The sequence below is a fragment of the Cupriavidus nantongensis genome, from assembly GCF_001598055.1.
Taxonomy (GTDB): Bacteria; Pseudomonadota; Gammaproteobacteria; order Burkholderiales; family Burkholderiaceae; genus Cupriavidus; species Cupriavidus nantongensis.
The window spans coordinates 802,049-820,965 of sequence record NZ_CP014844.1; the positions used below are offsets into that span (position 1 = coordinate 802,049).

An 18,917-nucleotide genomic window follows, 5' to 3' on the forward strand; every position below is an offset into this window, starting at 1 on the left:
TCCTGTGGTGGGACCAGGCCCCGATTGTAAAAGACGCGTCGCGCTCAGCCGACCAGGCGGCCGCGCCGCACGCGCATGCCCTTGCGTACCAGGTCCGGCGCCAGGCCGGCGAGCGTGCCCAGGGTATCGCCGCCGTTGGCATGGCAGATCGCCACGCCCAGCGCATCGGCCGCATCGCTGCCGGGCTGGCCGGGCAGCATCAGCAGCCGCGTCACCATCTCCTGCACCTGCGCCTTGTTGGCGCGGCCATAGCCGACCACCGCCACCTTGAGCTGCAGCGCGGTGTATTCGAACACCGGCAGGCCATAGCCGACCAGCCCGCAGATCGCCGCGCCGCGGGCCTGGCCGAGCAGCAGCGTGGACTGCGGGTTGACGTTGACGAAGACCTTCTCGATCGCCGCGCAGTCGGGCGCATAGGTCCGCGACACCTCGCTGATGCCGTCGTACAGCGTCTTCAGCCGCTCCGGCAGGTTGGCATTGCCGTCGCTCTTGATGGTGCCCGAGGCGATGTAGGCAAGCTTGTTGCCCTGCTTCTCGATCACGCCGAAGCCGGTGGTGCGCAGGCCGGGGTCGATGCCTAGGATTCGCATGGGGATGGGGTAGGGAGGACGCCGACTAGTGTATTGCTTTTTGCGCGGGGGGTTGCGCAAGGTGCGGCATCAAAGGAGGGAAATGCAGGAAATGCCCGTTGGCGTTGGCACAACCTGTTGCGTGCTCCCTCTCCCGCGCGCGCGGAAGAGGGGAGCAAACAAGCGGGAGAGACGCCGCTTGCTTAATGCCGGAAATGCCGCGTGCCGGTCAGCACCATCGCAATGCCGCGCTCGTCGGCGGCGGCGATCACTTCATCGTCGCGCACCGAGCCGCCCGGCTGGATCACGCAGGTCGCGCCGGCATCGACCACCACGTCGAGGCCGTCGCGGAACGGGAAGAACGCGTCCGATGCCACCGCCGAGCCGGCCAGGGTCAGGCCGGCGTTCTGCGCCTTGATGCTGGCGATGCGGGCCGAATCGACGCGGCTCATCTGGCCGGCGCCCACGCCCAGCGTCATGCCGCCGCCGCAGAACACGATGGCATTGGACTTGACGAACTTGGCCACGCGCCAGGCGAACATCAGATCGTCCATTTCCTTCGGCGTCGGATGGCGGCGCGTCACCACGCGCAACTCGGACGGCTGCACGTTCCTGGCATCCGGGCTCTGCACCAGCAGGCCGCCGCCGACGCGCTTGAAGTCATACTGGTTGATGCCCTTGCCCAGCGGAATCTCCAGCAGGCGCACGTTCTGCTTGGCCGCGAACACCGCGCGCGCGGCGGCGCTGAACGACGGCGCGATCAGCACTTCGACGAACTGCTTGGCCACGGCCTGCGCGGCGGCTTCGTCCAGTTCCACGTTGAAGGCGATGATGCCGCCGAAGGCCGAGGTCGAGTCGGTCTTGAAGGCCTTGTCATACGCTTCCAGCGCGCTGGCGCCCAGCGCCACGCCGCACGGGTTGGCGTGCTTGATGATGACGCAGGCAGCACCGCTGGCGGCGTCGAACGACTTCACGCACTCCCACGCGGCATCGGCGTCGGCGATATTGTTGTACGACAGCTCCTTGCCCTGCAGCTGCACGTAGTTGGCGAGCGCGCCGTCGACCGCTTTCAGGTCGCGGTAGAACGCCGCCGACTGGTGCGGGTTCTCGCCGTAGCGCATTTCCTGGACCTTGTCGAAGGCCAGGTTCAGCGTCTGCGGGTAGGCGCTGCGTGCCTGGTGCGACTTGTCGGCACCGAGGCTGGTCAGGTAGTTGGTGATGGCGCCGTCGTACTGCGCGGTGTGCGCGAACACCTTGGTGGCCAGGCGGAAGTTGGTGTCGTAGCCGACGCTGTTGCCGTTGGCGCGCATTTCGCCGAGCACCACGGCGTAGTCGGCCGGGTCGACGATCACGGTCACGTCGCGGTGGTTCTTGGCCGCCGAGCGCAGCATGGTCGGGCCGCCGATGTCGATGTTCTCGATCGCGTCCGGCAGCGTGCAGTCATCCTTGGCCACGGTCTGCTGGAACGGGTACAGGTTCACCACCAGCAGGTCGATGGTCGGGATATCGTGTTCGGCCAGCGCGGCCATGTGCTCGGGCAGGTCGCGGCGCGCCAGGATGCCGCCGTGGACCTTGGGGTGCAGCGTCTTGACGCGGCCGTCGAGCATTTCCGGGAAGCCGGTGTAGTCGGCCACCTCCGTCACGGGCAGGCCGCTGTCGGCCAGCAGCTTGGCGGTGCCGCCGGTGGAAAGCAGCGTGACGCCGAGCGCGTTCAGTTCGCGCGCGAATTCGACGATGCCGGTCTTGTCGGAAACGGAGAGTAGGGCTTGCTTGATCATGGCAGTGGGAAACGCTTCAAATTCAAAGTAAACCGTGCTGCTGCAGCTTCTTGCGCAGCGTATTGCGATTGATGCCCAGATAGGCGGCCGCCAGCGACTGGTTGCGCTCGGCGCGCACCATCACGGCTTCCAGCAGCGGCCGTTCGACCGCCTCGAGCACCATGTTGTACATGTTCGACGGCTCCTCGCCGTCCAGGTCGCGAAAGTACGTATCCAGGCTTTCCCGGATGCACTGGTCGATAGCGTTGCGGCTCATGCGGCAAGCAACTCCCCGTTTTTGTTGTTGTTCGCTTCGTCTTTGTCTTGCGCCGCGTCGTCGACATACACCAGCCGGTCGGAAATCTGCGCCTGCTCGTCGAAGAACGCATTGACCGCCGCCAGCTGCTCGGCGGTGCTTTCCAGCGTGTTCATGCGGTGGCGGAACAGGTTGGCGCCGCGCAGCCCGCGCGTGTACCAGGCAATGTGCTTGCGCGCGGTGCGCACGCCGGTGAACTCGCCGTAGAAGGCGTAGTGGTCTTCCAGGTGCGCGTTCATGATGGCGCGGATCTCGGCCACTTCCGGCGACGGCAGCATCTCGCCGGTCTTCAGGAAGTGCTCGATCTCGCGGAACAGCCAGGGCCGGCCCTGCGCCGCGCGGCCGATCATGAGCGCGTCGGCGCCGGTCAGCGCCAGCACCTCCTTGGCTTTCTGCGGCGTGGTGATGTCGCCGTTGGCGACCACCGGGATCGACAGCTCCGCCTTGACCGCGGCAATGGTCTCGTACTCGGCGTCGCCGTGGTACAGGTCGGCGCGGGTGCGGCCGTGGATCGTCAGCATGCTGATGCCGGCGTCCTCGACCATGCGCGCGATGCGCAGCGCATTGCGGTTTTCGCGGTTCCAGCCGGTGCGGATCTTCAGCGTCACCGGCACGCGCTCGCCGACCGCGGCGACCACCGCCTCGACGATGCGCACCACCAGCGGCTCGTTCTGCAGCAGGGCCGAGCCGGCGGCGACGTTGCACACCTTCTTGGCCGGGCAGCCCATATTGATGTCGATGATCTGCGCGCCGCGGTCGACGTTGTAGCGCGCCGCCTCGGCCATCATCGACGGCTCGGCGCCGGCGATCTGCACCGCGATCGGCTCGACCTCGCCGGCGTGGTTGGCGCGGCGCATGGTCTTCTCGCTCTTCCACAGCTGGGCGTTGGAGGCGACCATTTCCGACACCGCGTAGCCCGCGCCCAGCTGCTTGCACAGCTGGCGGAAGGGCCGGTCCGTCACGCCCGCCATCGGGGCGACAAACAGGTTGTTGCGGAGTTGGTGAGGTCCGATCTGCACGGCGGTGGTGGCGGTTGTGGCGGTGAAGCGGCGATTCTGGTGGCCCGTCCCGGTGGCCCCGGCGTCGCCGCACGACTTGCGCCGCGACGGAGCGGGACAGTCTGTGCGGGGCGGGAAGGAAACAGAGACGAAACGGAAAAACATGCCCCTGCCGAAACTGCTGCCGGCGGTGGATCGGGACATGTGCGAGGGCAGGATTCTACCGCCAATCGGTCGCCATTGCCCAAGATTTGAGCATCCCGAGCACAGGGCGGCGGGGACTGTGGCGCCATGCCGCACCGCCAGTGGCGCAAGCGCCACTGGAAGCGGGCAATCGGGGTCAACGGCGCATGCCGAACATCATGTGGCGCGCCAGCGCGTGCCGCAGCGGCGGCAGGCATGCCAGCGCCGCCAGCGACGCGCCGCGGGCATGGGCCGCGAGCGGGTAGGCCACGCCGAACACGCGCGGCAGCAGGTCGGTCACGCCGATGGTGACGGCGCGGTCGAGGCGGTGGCGGGCGGCAAACGCCTGCAGCGCTTGCGGGGTACAGGCGCCGCGCAGCGAGTCGGCCAGCGCAAAGGCATCGCGCAGGCCCAGGTTCAGCCCCTGTCCGGCCACCGGATGCAGCGTCTGCGCGGCATTGCCGACCGCGACCACGCGCCCGTTGACCGTGACCGGCGCGGCGTTCAGCCCCAGCGGGAAGGCATGGCGCTTGCCCGCCAGCGTGAACTGGCCCATGCGGTCGCCGAAGGCCTGGCCCAGCTCCGCGGCAAACTGCGCGTCGGGCAGCGCGATGCGGCGCGCGGCCTGTTCCGGCGGGCAGCACCACACCAGCGCATAGCCGGGCGTGCCGTGTTCCTCGTGCGGCAGCAGCGCCAGCGGGCCTTCCTCGGTAAAGCGCTCCCAGGCCCAGCCGGGCTGCGGGCGCGAGCAGGTGACATGGGCGATCACCGCGGTCTGGCGATAGTCGCGCGTGCGCGCGCCGCGGCCCTGGTGCGCGGCCTGTTCATGGAACAGCCCGCCCTCGGCCTGCACTGCCAGGCGCGCGGCGAACCGTGCCGCCTGGCCGTCGTGGCCCGTTCCTTCCAGGTGGACGATGCCGGCGTCGGCCACGTCTGCGCCCCGCGGCACCGGATCCTGCTCGATCCGCTCGATACGGGTCTCGAAGACGCGCCGCAGCCGGCCTTCGCCGGCCGCCTGCGTAGCCTGTGCCAGCGCCCGCTCGAGCACGTTGCACAGCTCGCCGTAGCGCACCACGTAGCCGAGCGCGGGCACGCCGTAGTCGTCATGGTGCAGGCGGACATGGCCGAAGCGGCCGCGCTGCGACACATGGATATGCTCGATCGGGCTGCCCGGCACCGGCCACGCGCCGATCTGCTCCAGCAGCTGGCGGCTGCCGTGCGACAGCGCGATCGCGCGCGGGTCGCGCGCCGCGCGCGCCGGCGTGGCGGCGTCGACCAGCACGATGCGCCAGCCGGTGGTGCGCAACAGCTGGCAGGCCAGCGCCAGCCCGACCGGGCCGCCGCCGACGATGGCGATATCGGCGGGGCCGCCGAAATCAGGCTGCGGGGCCGGCATTGTCGGGGTCTCCTGCCTGGTCCGGCGCGCCGCGCTTCCAGCAGATCGCATCCGAGCGCGACTTGCCGGCCGCGGCGTCGCGCAGCGCCTTGTCGAGCTTTTGCTGGTCGAAGCCCGGCAGCGCGCGCAGCTGTTCCAGCAGCGCGGCATGGTTGGCGGCATCGAACGGCACCACGCAGCCCTGGCCCGACTCCGGCGCGCCGATCAGGATCAGCCAGGCCTTGCCGGCCCAGGGCGCGCGGTCGGAGACCCGCACCACCACGCGCTCGAGCACGTTCCAGGCGAGCTCCTCGCGCTGGCCGTCGGGGCGGTGCACCACCACGCGGTCGTCGTACAGGTTGACGATGAACGGTTCGGACGGATCGGGGCGCCGGGCACTGCCGGCCTGGTCGCGGGCGCCGCCCTGGCCCGGCAATATCCTGCGCAGCCAGCTGATCATCGCTGGCCTCCGGCGGGGGCGCGGTCGCGCATCAGCGCTTCGATCTCGTCGGCCAGCACCGGCACGCCGCGCGTGATCAGCTCGCAGTCGCCGTCGGTGACCACGGCGTCGTCCTCGATACGGATGCCGATATGCCAGTAGCGCTCGGGCACGTCCTCGGCCGGGCGCACGTAGATGCCGGGCTCGATGGTCAGCACCATGCCGGGCTGCAGCGGCCGCCACGGCCGCTCGCCCTCGCCGCTGTGGCTGGCGACGCGGTACTCGCCCACGTCATGGACATCCATGCCGAGCCAGTGGCCGGTGCGGTGCATGTAGAAGCGGCGATAGCTGCCGCTGGCCAGCACGTCGTCGAGCGTGCCTTCCTTGTTGCGGTCGAGCAGGCCGGTGTCGAGCATGCCCTGGGCCAGCACGCGCACGGCGGCGTCATGCGGCACGTTGTAGGGCACGCCGGCGCGGGTCTCGTTGATGGCGGCCTGCTGCGCCGCCACCACCAGGTCATACAGCTCGCGCTGCGCCGGCGAAAAGCGGCCCGAGACCGGGAAGGTGCGGGTGATGTCCGAGGCGTAGCCATCGAGCTCGCAGCCGGCGTCGATCAGGCACAGGTCGCCGTCCTTCAGCTCGGCCGGGCCGGCGCGGTAGTGCAGCACGCAGGCGTTGGGGCCGGCGGCGACGATCGAGTTGTAGGCCACGCTCTGCGCGCCATGGCGGCGGAATTCATAGAGCAGCTCGGCCTCGAGGTGGTACTCGCGCAGGCCGGCGCGGGTGGCCTGCATCGCGCGCACATGGGCGCCGGCGGAAATCGCCGCGGCGCGGCGCATGATCGCCAGCTCGCCGGCATCCTTGAACAGCCGCATTTCGTCCAGCAGCGTGCGGATGTCGAGCGCCACCGACGGCGCGGCCACGCCGGCGCGTCCCTGCATGCGCACGGCGTCGAGCCAGCGCCGCATCTGCATGTCGGTGCGGATCGAATCGGCCAGCGGGTAGGCCACCTGCGCGCGGTTGGCCAGCAGCGGCGGCAGCGTGGCGTCGATCTCTTCGACCGAATGCGCCTCGTCGAAGCCGAACGCGGCGCGCGCGCCTTCCGGACCGAAGCGGAAGCCGTCCCAGATCTCGCGCTCTTCGTGCTTGGGGCGGCAGAACAGGATGCTGCGGTCGGCCTCGGCCGGCTCGCCGGGCGCTCCGGCCACCAGCACCAGCACCGCTTCGGGCTCGGTGAAGCCGCTCAGGTAATAGAAATAGCTGTCGTGCCGGTACGGATAGTCGCTGTCGCGGTTGCGCATGGCTTCCGGCGCAGTGGGCAGGATCGCCACGCCGCCGCCGCCGGCGCGCAGGTGCTGCAGCACTCGGGCGCGGCGTTCGCGGCAGGCGGCGAGGAGGGCGGCGAGGTGGGCGTGATCGGGTGCGGACATTGGTCTGGCCTGATAAGGAGGATCAGGCCGATTCTACCGCCGCTGGCGGCGCCGCTGCGCCAGTGGCGCCAAAGTCGCGCGCGCTAGCGCCCTGGTGCGGCCGACAGCATCGCGTCCAGTCCGGCCAGCTGCGCCGGCGTGCCGACGTTCTCCCAGCGCCCGTCGAAGCGCTCGCCGGTGGCGGTGCCGGCGGCGATGCCGGCATGGTAGATCGGCGTCATCGCCAGCCGCGTGCCCGGCACGATATCGGTAAACAGCCGGGTGTCATACAGCCCGATATTGCCGAAGGTCAGGCGCTCGCCGCTGGCCGGCTCGGCCTCGAGCGAGAGCCGGCCGTGATCGTCCAGCGCGAAATCCCCGCGCGGATGGAACGGCGGGTTCGGCACCATCACCAGGTGCATGTGCGGCGCGGCCGCGCCGGCCAGCGCCTGCGCGCGCGGCAGCAGCGCGCGGAAATCGTAGTCGCAGAAGATGTCGCCGGACACCGCCAGGAAGATCTCGCCGCGGACCGGGTCGTGCGACAGCAGCGGCAGGGCCTTGGCGATGCCGCCGGCGGTCTCCAGCGCCTCGCCCTCGGCCGAGTAGGCGATGCGCACGCCGAAGCGGCTGCCGTCGCCCAGCGCCGCCTCGATCTGCGCGCCCAGCCAGGCGTGGTTGATGACGATGTCGCGCAGCCCGGCGCGCGCCAGCGCTTCGATCTTCCAGACGATCAGCGGCTTGCCGCCCACCGCCAGCAGCGGCTTGGGGCAGGCATCGGTCAGCGGACGCATGCGGTCGCCGCGGCCGGCGGCAAAAATCATCACCTTCATCGGAACAGGGCCTCCAGGGCAAGCAGCGTGGCCATGCCGCCGGCAATGGTCCAGCCCACGCTGCGGGTACGTGCGGCAATCAGGATGGCGACCACGCCGGCCACCAGCCTGGCGTTGGTCGGGGTCAGGGCGAGTTCGCCCTGCTGCATCAGCAGGTCGGGCGCGATCAGTGCCGACAGCATCGCGGCCGGCACGAACTGCAGCGCGGTGCGGAACCACGACGGCAGCCGCACCCGGCCTTCGACGGCGATGAACGACAGCCGGATCAGGAAGGTGGCCAGGCCCGCGGCCAGGAATACCCACAGCAGCGTCAGCGCGCTCATGCGGCCTCCTTGCCGGCGGTGCCGGCAGGGCTGGCAGTGTCGGCATCGGCGCCGCGGCTGGCGGCACGGGGTCCGGGGCGGTTGCCGCGTCCCAGCACCAGCATGCCGACGGCGATGCCGCCCAGCGCCGCCACCATCAGGCCGAGCTTGTGCGGCAGGCCGTAGCAGGCCACTGCGAGCGCGCTGGCCGCCAGCGCCGCGGCGACATGCGAGCGGTGTTTGAGGCCCGGCACGATGATGCCGATAAAGGTCAGCGGCAGGAAGAAATCCAGCGGCCAGTCGCGCGGCACCTGGGCGCCGACCAGCACGCCGGCCAGCGTCGACAGCTGCCAGCTGGCCCACAGCGCGAAGCCGCCGCCAAAGTAATACCAGTGGCGGTAGCGGGCGCGTGGGCCGGTGTCGCCCAGCCGGTGTGTCATCGCGGCAAAGGCCTCGTCGGTCAGCAGGTAGGCGATCAGCGCCTTCCAGCGCCGCGGCAGGTGCGCCAGGCTCGGCGCGATGGTGGCCGAGTACAGCGCGTGGCGCAGGTTGACCATCGCCACCGTCAGCGTGATCACCACCGCCGGCGTGCCGGCGGTCCACAGCTGGGTCAGGATCATCTGCGAGGCGCCGCCGAACACGATCGCGCTCATGGCGCAGGCCAGCCACGCGGGCATGCCGGCGCCGACCGCCAGCACGCCGTAGATCAGCCCGAACGGCACCACGCCCAGCAGCATCGGCGCGAGCGCGCGCGCACCCGCCAGCCATTCGCCGGCCGCAGTGATGGCGGGCGCAGGCCGCTGGTCCGGACCCGGATCGTCGGCGCGCATGCCGTCAGAACGTATAGCCGGCCGGGCTGGCCACGCCTTCGAGGGCGTCGAGCAGGCGGATCAGCTTGCGCAGTTCGGTATAGCGCCCGGCCACCTGGCGCGTGTACTTCATCACCAGCGGCAGGTTGGCGAGGTAGCCGTCCTTGCCGTCGCGGTGGTACAGGCGCGCGAAGATGCCCAGCACCTTGAGATGGCGCTGCAGCCCCATCCACTCGAAGTCGCGGTAGAACTCGCCGAAGTCCGGGTTGACCGGCAGCGCGGCCTTGCGCGCGCGTTCCCAGTAGCGGATCAGCCAGTCGAGCTGCTGCTCTTCATCCCATTCGATATAGGCGTCGCGCCACAGCGACACCGCATCGTAGGTGATCGGGCCGGTCACCGCGTCCTGGAAATCGAGCACGCCCGGGTTGGTGGTGCCCTCGAGCACCATCAGGTTGCGCGAGTGGAAGTCGCGGTGCACGTAGACCTGGGGCTGGGCGAGGTTATTGGCAAGCAGCGCTTCCGTCACTTCGTGCCAGTCGGCCTGCTGCGCCTCGGACAGCGTGGCGCCGAGGTGCCTGGCCACGTACCACTGCGGGAACAGGTCGAGTTCGCGCTGCAGCAGCGCGCGGTCGTAGGCGGGCAGTTCGCCGGGGCGCGTGGCGGCCTGGATGCGGACCAGCGCGGCGGCGGCGTCGGTGTACAGGCCGTGCGCGGAGGTATCGTCCAGCTTCGACAGGTAGGTCTGGCTGCCAAGGTCGGCCAGCAGCAGGAAGCCCTGGTCCAGGTCCTGCGCCAGCACCGTCGGCACGGTCACGCCGGCGGCGCCGAACAGCCCGCACACGTGGATGAACGGGCGGCAGTCCTCGTGCGCGGGCGGGGCGTCCATCACGATCGCGGTGGGATGCGCGCGATGGCCGGTGCGGACGCGGAAATAGCGGCGGAAGCTGGCATCGGCCGAAGCCGGGACGCAGGAATCGGGATCGGCGGACCATGCCGGTCCGAGTCCGGCCACCCAGGCCTTGAGCTGGTCCAGGCGCGGGTCGTGGGGAAGAGCTGCCATACAGGTACTTGTCGGAGGCACGTGTGGGGATGGGGCGCGGGGGCGGAACGAAAGTGAATGCCCTCGATGACACCGGAAATGCAACCGGAAATGAAACCGAAAGTAAGCGTCAAGAGCACCCCGGGTTGCCCCGTATAATACCCGACCAGACCGGGGCGCCGGTGGCCTCCGGGAGGGGCCGCGTTGCCCCGCAGCCTGCCCCGGCGGGGCCTGGCGGCCTGCAGGCGAGCCGCTGCCCGTGCCGAGACTGACCACCCGTGCGAATGACCGAATCACAACGATCACCGAACAACAGGGCCTTGCCTTCGCCTGCCTTACCCCGCGCCCTGGCTCGTGCCAGGCGCGCCGGGCGCCTGCACGCGGGCGCGCTGCGCCCGCTGGTGCTGGCCATGGCCGGCCTGTCGGCCGGCGCCCATGCGCAGATCACCGGCTCGGCGATCCCCGACCTCGACCAGGTCGAGCCGGTGTTCGAAGCCGCGCCGCCAGCGCCGCCGCTGCCGGTGGAGTCCGGCGAACTGGTGCCGCGCCTGGCCGAGCCGGCCGCCAGGGGCGAGTCCGATCCCGACGCCCCCACCTTTATCGAAGCCGACCGCATGACCGGCTACAGCGAACGCGGCGTCGAACTGGAAGGCCATGCCGAGCTGCGCCGCGACGGCGGCGTCATCAAGGGCGACAAGCTGAGCTACGACCAGGACACCGACGAGGCCTTCGCCCAGGGCAATGTGCGCATGTCGCGCGGCGGCGCGCTGGCGGTGGGCCCGGAGGCGCGGCTCAAGGTCGAGGCCAACGAAGGCTACATGCTGTCGCCGGACTACTACTTCCAGCAGACCGGCGGCACCGGCAAGGCAGAGCGCATCGATTTCCTCGACCAGAACCGCAGCACGGCCCGGCAGGCGTCGTACACCACCTGCTCGCCCGACAATGCCGACTGGTATTTCAGCGCCAACCGGATCGACCTGGACAGCGACCGCCAGGTGGGCGTGGCCTACGGCGGCGTGCTGAACTTCTTCGGCGTGCCGGTGGCGGCCGCGCCCGCGTTCAGCTTTCCGCTGAACGACGACCGCCGCAGCGGCTTCCTGCCGCCGCTGATGGGCTACAGCTCGAAGTCGGGTTTCGACCTGACCGCGCCGTACTACGTCAATATCGCGCCCAACCGCGACCTGACCATCTACCCGCGGCTGATGACCGAGCGCGGCCTGCAGCTCGGCGGCGAATACCGCTACCTGGGCGAGACCTACTCCGGGCGCGTGCGGGCCGAGTTCCTGCCGGACGACAGGAAGACCAACTCGAACCGCTGGGCCTATTCGGTGCAGCATACCCAGCGGCTGGCGCCGGGGCTGGCCGCGTACCTGAACCTGAACCGGGTGTCCGACGACCGCTACCCGGACGACTTCAACCGCAGCGTGTCGCAATCGACGCTGCGGCAGTACACGCAGGAGGGTGGGGTCACCTACAACTGGCAGGACTTCACCCTGCTGGCGCGGGTGCAGAAGTTCCAGACGCTGCGCCCCAGCGAGCCGTCGTACGAGCGCGTGCCGCAGCTGAACGGCAAGTACCTGCGCTATGACCTGGGCGGCTTCGACGTGCAGATGGAAGCCGACTACACCCGCTTCCGCATCCCGCTGACGTCGACCGGCTTCCAGCAGCCGCAGGGCGAGCGCATGTATTTCCAGCCCAGCATCAGCTACCCGATCGTGCGTGCGGGCTGGTACGTGACGCCCAAGGTGTCGTTCAACGCCGCGCAGTACCAGATGGAAGCGGCCACCAACACGCCGACCGCGCAGAACAACCTGTCGCGCGCGATCCCGACCGTCAGCCTGGATTCGGGCATGACCTTCGAGCGCGACGCGCCGACCATCAGCCGCCTGTTCGGGGTCAACTACGTGCAGACGCTCGAGCCGCGCCTGTTCTATGTGTACACGCCGTTCCGCGACCAGAGCCAGTTCCCGCTGTTCGACACGGTGCAGTCCGACTTCGGCTACGGGCAGATCTTCAGCGAGAACCCGTTCACCGGCTACGACCGCATCGCCGACAACAACAAGCTGACCGGCGGCGTGACCACGCGCCTGATCGAGTCCGATACCGGCATCGAGCGCTTCCGCGGCACCATCGCCCAGCGCTATGACTTCACCGGGCAGCGCGTGCAGCTCAACGGCACGCTGGCCGATCCCAAGTCGGGCTCGTCGGACCTGCTGGCCGCCACCACCATCCAGCTGTTCCGCGGCTACTATCTGGATGCGGGGGTGCAGTACAACCCCGATTCGGACCGCGTCAACTACGGCAACGTGGCGTTCACGTACCGCCCCGAGTCGCGCAAGGTGTTCAACGCCGGCTACCGCTACCGCCGGCCGACCTCGGTGACCGACAACACCGCGATCGACCAGTTCGAGCTGTCGAGCCAGTGGCCGATCACGCGCCGTGCCTACGGCATCGCGCGCTTCGCCTTCGACCTGACCGCCAGCCAGATGGTCGATGCGCTCGCCGGCGTCGAGTACGCCGCGGACTGCTGGGTCGGCCGCGTGGTCTACCAGCGTTTCCGCAACACCACCCAGGGCTACACCGGGCGGGTCTTCCTGCAGGTGGAGTTCCGTGGCCTTTCCAAGATCGGGTCCAACCCGTTGAACATCCTGCGGCTGAACGTGCCGGGCTACGAGCCGGTCTCGGCCAAGCCGGTGCCGACGACCCAGTTCGATCACTATGAATGACGGATTACGATGAAACGTCAAGAATTCGCCGTGTTTTCCTTTTTGCTGACGTCCTGGCACCGGCTGCTGCTGCCGGCCGTGCTGGCCGCGATCGCGGTGCCCGCCGCCGCCCAACTGAAGGCGCCGGGGACGCCGCGCACCAGCGGCATCTTCGTGCCACAGGCGTCCGACGTCACCGCGCCGTCCAGCCAGCCCAAGCTGGGCGTGCCGCAGGCCGGCGGGCAGAAGCGCTCGCAGCTGATCGACGAAGTGGTGGCGGTGGTCAACAACAGCGTGATCACGCGGCGCGAACTGCTTGACCGCGCCGACGAGATCGAGAGCCAGCTGCGTGCCAGCGGCCGTCCGGTGCCCGCGCGCGCCGACCTGCTGGGCGAGGTGCTCGAGCGCCTGGTGATGGAGCGCGTGCAGACCCAGGCCGCGCAGGACGCCGGCATCCGCGTGACCGACCAGGAAGTCGACCGCGCGATCGAATCGGTGGCGCAGCAGAACCAGATGAACGCGGCCGAGCTGCGCCGCCGGGTCGAGGGCAGCGGCATGACCTGGACCAAGTACCGCGACGAGCTGCGCAAGCAGGTGCAGGTGATCCGCCTGCGCGAGCGCGAGGTCGACTCCAAGGTGCAAGTCTACGACGGCGAGATCGACAACTACCTGGCGGCACGCGGCGGCCAGGGCGCGGCCGGCGGCCCGACCGAATACAACATGGCGCAGATCCTGGTGCGCGTGCCCGAGAATGCCTCGGACGCGCAGAAGCAGGAATTGCGCACCAAGGCCGAGGGGCTGCTCAAGCAGGCCCAGGGCGGTGCCGACTTCGCGCAGCTGGCGCAGGCCAGCTCCGAAGGCCCGGAAGCGGCCCAGGGCGGCGCCATGGGCTTCCGCGAAATCGGCCGCCTGCCGGCGCTGTTCGCCAATGCCGTGGTCGACCTGCAGCCCGGCGCGGTGGCGCCGCAGGTGGTCGAAAGCGCCGCCGGCTTCCACGTGATCAAGCTGGTGGCCAAGCGCGCAGCGCCGGCCTCGGGCCCGGCCGCGGCCGGCAAGATCACGCAGACCCAGGTGCGCCATATCCTGATCCGCACCGGCCCCAACATGCCCGAGGCCGAGGCGCGCCGCCAGCTCGGCACGCTGCGCGACCGCATCACCCATGGCGGCGACTTTGCCGATGCGGCCAGGCGCTTCTCGCAGGACGGCTCGGCGCAGAACGGCGGCGACCTGGGCTGGGTGTCGCCGGGCGAGCTGGTGCCCGAGTTCGAGCAGGCCATGAGCCGGCTGCGCCCCAACGAGATCTCCGAGCCGGTGGTCACGCAGTTCGGCGTGCACCTGATCCAGGTGCTGAACCGCCGCGAGACCGAGCTGTCGCCGGAGAAGCAGCGCGACTTCGCCCGTGCCGAAGTGCGCGAACAGAAGCTGCGCGCCGCCTATGATGACTGGGTGCGCCAGCTGCGCTCGCAGGCGTACGTGGAGTACCGGGTCAACCGGCAGCGCTGACGCGCCGGCCCCCGTCAGACTCTCAGCGCTCACCGACATGCCCGACCCGCTAGCCCTGGCCATTTCCACCGGAGAACCCGCCGGCATCGGCCCCGATATCACCATCGGGGCGCTGCTGCAGCTGGCGGGCGCCAACCATGGCGGCGAGGGCGCGGCTTACCGCTTCCATGTGCTGGGCGATGCCCGCCTGCTGGCCGAACGGGCCGAGGCGCTGGGCGTCACCCATGCCTGGGAGCGGCGCCTTGCCGACGGCGGCGTGGTGGTCGAGGACATCGCGCTGGCGGTGGCGTGCGAGGCCCGACGGCTCGACGCGCGCAACGGCCGCTATGTGCTGAAGCTGCTCGATGCCGCCATCGACGGCTGCCGCGCGCACGGCAGTGCCGCGCCGCGCTATGCCGCGATGGTGACGGCGCCGGTGCAGAAAAGCACCATCAACGACGCCGGCGTGCCCTTCACCGGCCATACCGAATACCTTGCCGAAAGCGCCGGCGTGCCGCGCGTGGTGATGATGCTGGCCGGCCCGCAGCCGGCGCACGACCACGCCATGCTGCGCGTGGCGCTGGCCACCACCCACCTGCCGCTGCGCGCGGTGCCCGATGCGCTGTCGGTGCCGCTGCTGGTGCAGACGCTGGCGATCATCGATGCCGACCTGCGCCGCTGCTTCGGCATCGCGCGGCCGCGCATCCTGGTCACGGGCCTGAACCCGCACGCCGGCGAAAGCGGCCATATGGGCCGCGAAGAGATCGACATCATCGCGCCCGCGCTGGCGCAGGCCAGGGATGCCGGCATCGATGCGCGCGGGCCGTTCCCGGCCGACACGCTGTTCCAGCCGCGCCACCTGCGCGATGCCGACTGCGTGCTGGCGATGTACCATGACCAGGGGCTGGCGCCGCTCAAGTACGGCACCTTCGGCCACGGCGTCAACATCACGCTGGGGCTGCCCTTCATCCGCACGTCGGTGGACCATGGCACCGCGCTCGACCTCGCCGGCACCGGCCAGGCCGAGCACGGCAGCATGATCGAGGCCATCCGCACGGCGGTTATCATGTCTGGCCATGCCAACGGCCGGCGCCCCGGCGGCGGTGCCGCGGGCCATACCCCTTCCGGCACGCAGCCGCCATGCTGACGCCGGACTAAACCATCATGCGTTCTAACGTGCACCAGGGCCATGTGGCCCGCAAACGATTCGGGCAGAACTTCCTGGTCGACGACACCATCATCCACGGCATCGTCAATGCCATCAGCCCCCAGCCCGGCGACGTGCTGGTCGAGATCGGGCCGGGCCTGGGCGCGCTGACCGACCCGCTGCTCGAGCGGATCCCGCAGATGCAGGTGGTCGAACTGGACCGCGACCTGGTCGAGCGGCTGCGCCGCCGCTATGGCGACCGCCTGCAGGTCCACGCCGGCGACGCGCTCGACTTCGACTTCGACAAGCTGGCCGTGCCGGGCCGACCGCTGCGCATCGTCGGCAACCTGCCGTACAACATTTCGAGCCCGCTGCTGTTCCACCTGATGGAGTTCGCCGACCACGTCCACGACCAGCATTTCATGCTGCAGAAAGAGGTGGTCGAGCGCATGGTCGCCGAGCCCGGCAGCAAGGCCTTCGGGCGCTTGTCGATCATGCTGCAGGTGCGCTACTACATGGAGCACGTGCTGGACGTGCCGCCGGGCGCCTTCAACCCGCCGCCCAAGGTCGATTCCGCGGTGGTCCGCATGATCCCGTGGCCGCGCCACGGCGACGGCCGGCTGCGTTCGCCGCATGCCGATTGCGACATCACCGTGCTCGGCGACGTGGTCACGGCGGCGTTCTCGCAGCGGCGCAAGGTGCTGCGCAACACGCTGTCGTTCCTGCGCGACCAGGTCGATTTCGAGGCCATGGGCTTCGACCTGGGCCGGCGCGCCGAGGAAGTGCCGGTCGGCGAGTATGTCGAGCTGGCCCGGCGCCTGGGCGACAAGGCCTCGGGCCAGGCCGCCTGAGCGCGGCAGCCGAATTCCCGCATTCCCAAAGCATCCCGATTCTCCCGCGACTATTTCCGTGCAAGACCGTCCCATGACAGCCCAAACCAGCCAAACCAACCGGCGTCCCGTGATCCTGACCGGCGACCGTCCCACCGGCCCGCTGCACCTCGGCCACTTCGTCGGCTCGCTCAAGAGCCGCGTGGCGCTGCAGGATTCGCACGAGCAATACCTGCTGCTGGCCGACACCCAGGCCATGACCGACAACGCGCACGATCCCGACAAGGTGCGCCGCAACGTGCTGGAGGTGGCGCTGGACTACCTGGCGGTCGGCATCGACCCGGCCAAGACCACCATCACGGTGCAGTCGCACCTGCCCGCGCTGGCCGAACTGACGCTGATGTACCTGAACTTCGTCACGGTGGCGCGGCTGGAGCGCAACCCGACCATCAAGGAAGAGATCCAGGCACGCGGCTTCGGCCGTGACATCCCGGCCGGCTTCCTGTGCTATCCGGCCTCGCAGGCCGCCGACATCACCGGCTTCAAGGCCGAGGTGGTGCCGGTGGGCGAGGACCAGGCACCGCTGATCGAGCAGACCAACGAGATCGTGCGCCGCATCAACCACCAGGTCGGCCGCGACGTGCTGCCCGAGTGCAAGGCGATGATTCCGCAGTTCGGCCGCCTGCCCGGCGTCGACGGCAAGGCCAAGATGAGCAAGTCGATGGGCAATGCAATCGCGCTGGGGGCCGCGCCCGAGCAGATCAAGGCCGCGGTTCACAGCATGTACACCGACCCCAACCACCTGCGCGTGTCCGATCCCGGCCAGGTCGAGGGCAACGTGGTGTTCACGTATCTGGATGCGTTCGATCCGAACACCGAGGAAGTCCAGGCGCTGAAGGAACACTACCAGCGCGGCGGCCTCGGCGACATGGTGCTCAAGCGCCGCATCGAGGGCGTGCTGCAGGACATGCTGGCCCCGATCCGCGAGCGCCGCGAAGCACTGGCCAAGGATCCGGACTATGTCTTCGACATCCTGCGCCAGGGCACCGCGAAGGCGCGCGCGCTGACCCAGCAGACGCTGGAAGAAGTGCGCGACGCGCTGGGCATGTTCTCGTTCGAGGCACGGCGGTAAATCCGCGCCGCGCGGAAGAGGAGAGCGGTGTTGGGTGCTCCAAAGCCGCCTGAGCTAGCCTAAGCAAGGTGTTCTCCCTCTCCCCTCAGGGGGAGAGGGACCGGGGTGAGGGGTGGGCTAGCAAGGCACCACGCCAAGCAAGGCCAACGGGTTTTAACGCAAAGCGTTCAGCCCCTCACCCCCGCCGGTTCACCAGCACGATCCCCGCCAGCACCAGCACCGCCGCCACCGCGAAGCGCGGTCCCACGGCGTCGTGCATCAGCACCACGCCGAAGGCGACCCCGAACAGCGGCGTCAGGAAGGAAAACACCGACAGCCGCGACGCCAGGTAGCGCTGCAGCAGCCAGAACCAGGTCAGGTAGCTGGCAAAGGCGATCAGCACCGACTGGTAGAACAGGCTGGCCAGCACCACGCCGTCGATCTGCACGGTGGCGGTCTGGCCGCCGGCGAGCGCCATGCCCAGCAGCATCACCGCGGATACAGCCAGCTGATACAGCAGGGTCTTGCTGGCCGGCGCGCCGGCCAGCGGGCTGGCGCGCACTACCACGGTGGTGGCCGCCCACAGCGCGCCCGCGAGGATGCCGAGCGCATCGCCCAGCAGCGTGCTGCCCTGAGATGACGGCGCGGCGATGCCATCGGCAAAGGCCAGCGCCATGCCCGCGAACGCCAGCGCCACGCCCAGCCACTGGCCGGGACGCAGCCGTTCGCCCGGCACCACCATATGCAGCCCCAGCGCGGTGAAGATCGGCGCGGTGTACAGGAACACCGCCATGCGCGAGGCCGTGGTATGCCCCAGGCCGACGAAGATGCAGAAGAATTCCGCGCCGAACAGCAGCCCCGCCAGCAGGCCGGCGTTGAGCGTGCCGTCGCGCCGCCACAGCGGGGTGCCGCGCCACGCCGCGAAGCCGAACACCAGCAGCGCCGCCACCGCCGAGCGCACGCCGGCCTGCAGCACCGCGCCCATCAGCGGCGCGGTTACCTTGATCACCACCTGCTGCAGTCCCCAGGCCGCGCACAGCACCACCATCAGGCCGATGGCGGTGGCGTCGAGCGGCTGGCGCGCGATGCTCTGCGTGCTCACGGCGCAGGCCTTCAGGGACGGCTGGCGTCGCGGGTGGAATGGCGCTCGATCAGCTCGATCTTGTAGCCGTCCGGGTCTTCGACGAAGGCGATCACGGTGGTGCCGCCCTTGACCGGGCCGGCTTCGCGCGTGACCTTGCCGCCGGCGGCGCGGATGCGCTCGCAGGCGGCCGCGGCATCGTCGGTCTCCAGCGCGATGTGGCCGTAGGCGGTGCCGAGGTCGTAGCTGTCGACGCCGTAGTTGTAGGTCAGCTCCAGCACGGCGGTTTCGCTCTCGGGGCCGTAGCCGACGAAGGCGAGGCGGTACTTGTACTCGGGGTTGTCGCTCTGGCGCAGCAGCTGCATGCCGAGCACGCGGGTGTAGAAATCGATGGAGCGCTGCATGTCGCCGACGCGCAGCATGGTGTGGAGGAGTCGCATGGGAGGGCCTTCAACTGTTATCGGTATAGGAAGGCGCCATTTTAGTGCCTTTGGCCGAATCCCACCGGGACCAGTCCCGGTACCGGTAGCGGCCC

18 protein-coding genes are annotated in these 18,917 nt (G+C 69.7%); 5 read left to right on the forward strand and 13 right to left on the reverse strand.

Annotated elements, in window-relative coordinates:
- Nucleotides 1–44: 44 nt before the first annotated feature.
- The 11 genes from ruvC to A2G96_RS03720 all read right to left on the reverse strand — a co-directional run bounded on the left by ruvC (nucleotide 45) and on the right by A2G96_RS03720 (nucleotide 10,047).
- The gene (gene ruvC, locus A2G96_RS03670; RefSeq protein WP_012351785.1) at nucleotides 45–590 is read right to left on the reverse strand and encodes a crossover junction endodeoxyribonuclease RuvC; all 546 of its coding nucleotides are present in this window, start codon (nucleotides 588–590) and stop codon (nucleotides 45–47) included.
- A gap of 182 nt (nucleotides 591–772) precedes the next feature.
- Nucleotides 773–2,347 carry a bifunctional phosphoribosylaminoimidazolecarboxamide formyltransferase/IMP cyclohydrolase gene (gene purH / locus A2G96_RS03675; RefSeq protein WP_062796856.1) on the reverse strand — a complete coding sequence of 525 codons (1,575 nt, stop codon included), beginning with the start codon at nucleotides 2,345–2,347 and terminating at the stop codon, nucleotides 773–775.
- Between the two features lie 22 nt (nucleotides 2,348–2,369).
- A complete protein-coding gene (locus A2G96_RS03680; RefSeq protein WP_010813887.1) occupies nucleotides 2,370–2,603 on the reverse strand; it encodes a Fis family transcriptional regulator in 234 nt (77 codons plus the stop codon).
- Nucleotides 2,600–3,661, reverse strand: a complete 1,062-nt coding sequence (gene dusB, locus A2G96_RS03685; RefSeq protein WP_062802041.1) for a tRNA dihydrouridine synthase DusB — start codon at nucleotides 3,659–3,661, stop codon at nucleotides 2,600–2,602. The genes A2G96_RS03680 and dusB overlap by 4 nt, the downstream gene beginning before the upstream one ends.
- Nucleotides 3,662–3,980: 319 nt before the next feature.
- On the reverse strand, nucleotides 3,981–5,219 hold the full coding sequence (locus A2G96_RS03690; protein ID WP_062796858.1) for a UbiH/UbiF/VisC/COQ6 family ubiquinone biosynthesis hydroxylase: 1,239 nt from the start codon (nucleotides 5,217–5,219) through the stop codon (nucleotides 3,981–3,983).
- Nucleotides 5,200–5,658: a hypothetical protein gene (locus A2G96_RS03695; protein ID WP_062796860.1), complete on the reverse strand. Its 459-nt coding sequence runs from the start codon at nucleotides 5,656–5,658 to the stop codon at nucleotides 5,200–5,202. The genes A2G96_RS03690 and A2G96_RS03695 overlap by 20 nt, the downstream gene beginning before the upstream one ends.
- Entirely contained in the window at nucleotides 5,655–7,067 is a 1,413-nt protein-coding gene (locus A2G96_RS03700; protein ID WP_062796862.1) for an aminopeptidase P N-terminal domain-containing protein, read from the reverse strand. The genes A2G96_RS03695 and A2G96_RS03700 overlap by 4 nt, the downstream gene beginning before the upstream one ends.
- An 83-nt stretch (nucleotides 7,068–7,150) precedes the next feature.
- Complete coding sequence (gene murU / locus A2G96_RS03705) at nucleotides 7,151–7,876, reverse strand: N-acetylmuramate alpha-1-phosphate uridylyltransferase MurU (protein WP_062796864.1); 726 nt, start codon at nucleotides 7,874–7,876, stop codon at nucleotides 7,151–7,153.
- Complete coding sequence (locus A2G96_RS03710) at nucleotides 7,873–8,199, reverse strand: AzlD domain-containing protein (protein ID WP_012351792.1); 327 nt, start codon at nucleotides 8,197–8,199, stop codon at nucleotides 7,873–7,875. Before A2G96_RS03710 ends, murU begins: the two co-directional genes overlap by 4 nt.
- The gene (locus tag A2G96_RS03715; protein ID WP_062796866.1) at nucleotides 8,196–9,008 is read right to left on the reverse strand and encodes an AzlC family ABC transporter permease; all 813 of its coding nucleotides are present in this window, start codon (nucleotides 9,006–9,008) and stop codon (nucleotides 8,196–8,198) included. Before A2G96_RS03715 ends, A2G96_RS03710 begins: the two co-directional genes overlap by 4 nt.
- 4 nt (nucleotides 9,009–9,012) lie before the next feature.
- Nucleotides 9,013–10,047, reverse strand: a complete 1,035-nt coding sequence (locus tag A2G96_RS03720) for an aminoglycoside phosphotransferase family protein (protein ID WP_062796868.1) — start codon at nucleotides 10,045–10,047, stop codon at nucleotides 9,013–9,015.
- 263 nt (nucleotides 10,048–10,310) lie between these two features.
- Between A2G96_RS03720 and A2G96_RS03725 the strand changes: the two genes are divergently transcribed.
- From A2G96_RS03725 to trpS, 5 genes are all read left to right on the forward strand, one after another.
- Nucleotides 10,311–12,752 carry an LPS-assembly protein LptD gene (locus A2G96_RS03725; protein WP_062796870.1) on the forward strand — a complete coding sequence of 814 codons (2,442 nt, stop codon included), beginning with the start codon at nucleotides 10,311–10,313 and terminating at the stop codon, nucleotides 12,750–12,752.
- A 9-nt stretch (nucleotides 12,753–12,761) separates the two neighbouring features.
- On the forward strand, nucleotides 12,762–14,234 hold the full coding sequence (locus tag A2G96_RS03730) for a peptidylprolyl isomerase (protein ID WP_062796872.1): 1,473 nt from the start codon (nucleotides 12,762–12,764) through the stop codon (nucleotides 14,232–14,234).
- Nucleotides 14,235–14,271: 37 nt separating this feature from the next.
- Entirely contained in the window at nucleotides 14,272–15,360 is a 1,089-nt protein-coding gene (gene pdxA / locus A2G96_RS03735; RefSeq protein ID WP_062796874.1) for a 4-hydroxythreonine-4-phosphate dehydrogenase PdxA, read from the forward strand.
- A gap of 17 nt (nucleotides 15,361–15,377) precedes the next feature.
- Nucleotides 15,378–16,211, forward strand: coding sequence for a 16S rRNA (adenine(1518)-N(6)/adenine(1519)-N(6))-dimethyltransferase RsmA (rsmA, locus tag A2G96_RS03740; RefSeq protein ID WP_062796876.1), 834 nt, complete (start codon nucleotides 15,378–15,380; stop codon nucleotides 16,209–16,211).
- A gap of 73 nt (nucleotides 16,212–16,284) precedes the next feature.
- The gene (gene trpS, locus A2G96_RS03745; RefSeq protein ID WP_062796878.1) at nucleotides 16,285–17,322 is read left to right on the forward strand and encodes a tryptophan--tRNA ligase; all 1,038 of its coding nucleotides are present in this window, start codon (nucleotides 16,285–16,287) and stop codon (nucleotides 17,320–17,322) included.
- 175 nt (nucleotides 17,323–17,497) lie between these two features.
- Here trpS and A2G96_RS03750 read toward each other — a convergent pair whose 3' ends face one another.
- Both A2G96_RS03750 and gloA read right to left on the reverse strand, forming a co-directional pair.
- Nucleotides 17,498–18,349 carry a DMT family transporter gene (locus A2G96_RS03750; RefSeq protein WP_062802042.1) on the reverse strand — a complete coding sequence of 284 codons (852 nt, stop codon included), beginning with the start codon at nucleotides 18,347–18,349 and terminating at the stop codon, nucleotides 17,498–17,500.
- A 65-nt stretch (nucleotides 18,350–18,414) separates the two neighbouring features.
- Nucleotides 18,415–18,822: a lactoylglutathione lyase gene (gene gloA / locus A2G96_RS03755; RefSeq protein ID WP_018008824.1), complete on the reverse strand. Its 408-nt coding sequence runs from the start codon at nucleotides 18,820–18,822 to the stop codon at nucleotides 18,415–18,417.
- Nucleotides 18,823–18,917 lie beyond the last annotated feature (95 nt).

Coding starts and splice junctions, on each gene's coding strand:
- ruvC (WP_012351785.1), bottom strand. CDS start 590: ATGCGAATCCTAGGCATCGACCCCGGCCTGCGCACCACCGGCTTCGGC.
- purH (WP_062796856.1), bottom strand. CDS start 2,347: ATGATCAAGCAAGCCCTACTCTCCGTTTCCGACAAGACCGGCATCGTC.
- A2G96_RS03680 (WP_010813887.1), bottom strand. CDS start 2,603: ATGAGCCGCAACGCTATCGACCAGTGCATCCGGGAAAGCCTGGATACG.
- A2G96_RS03690 (WP_062796858.1), bottom strand. CDS start 5,219: ATGCCGGCCCCGCAGCCTGATTTCGGCGGCCCCGCCGATATCGCCATC.
- A2G96_RS03695 (WP_062796860.1), bottom strand. CDS start 5,658: ATGATCAGCTGGCTGCGCAGGATATTGCCGGGCCAGGGCGGCGCCCGC.
- A2G96_RS03700 (WP_062796862.1), bottom strand. CDS start 7,067: ATGTCCGCACCCGATCACGCCCACCTCGCCGCCCTCCTCGCCGCCTGC.
- murU (WP_062796864.1), bottom strand. CDS start 7,876: ATGAAGGTGATGATTTTTGCCGCCGGCCGCGGCGACCGCATGCGTCCG.
- A2G96_RS03710 (WP_012351792.1), bottom strand. CDS start 8,199: ATGAGCGCGCTGACGCTGCTGTGGGTATTCCTGGCCGCGGGCCTGGCC.
- A2G96_RS03715 (WP_062796866.1), bottom strand. CDS start 9,008: ATGCGCGCCGACGATCCGGGTCCGGACCAGCGGCCTGCGCCCGCCATC.
- A2G96_RS03720 (WP_062796868.1), bottom strand. CDS start 10,047: ATGGCAGCTCTTCCCCACGACCCGCGCCTGGACCAGCTCAAGGCCTGG.
- A2G96_RS03725 (WP_062796870.1), top strand. CDS start 10,311: ATGACCGAATCACAACGATCACCGAACAACAGGGCCTTGCCTTCGCCT.
- A2G96_RS03730 (WP_062796872.1), top strand. CDS start 12,762: ATGAAACGTCAAGAATTCGCCGTGTTTTCCTTTTTGCTGACGTCCTGG.
- pdxA (WP_062796874.1), top strand. CDS start 14,272: ATGCCCGACCCGCTAGCCCTGGCCATTTCCACCGGAGAACCCGCCGGC.
- rsmA (WP_062796876.1), top strand. CDS start 15,378: ATGCGTTCTAACGTGCACCAGGGCCATGTGGCCCGCAAACGATTCGGG.
- trpS (WP_062796878.1), top strand. CDS start 16,285: ATGACAGCCCAAACCAGCCAAACCAACCGGCGTCCCGTGATCCTGACC.
- A2G96_RS03750 (WP_062802042.1), bottom strand. CDS start 18,349: ATGGTGGTGCTGTGCGCGGCCTGGGGACTGCAGCAGGTGGTGATCAAG.
- gloA (WP_018008824.1), bottom strand. CDS start 18,822: ATGCGACTCCTCCACACCATGCTGCGCGTCGGCGACATGCAGCGCTCC.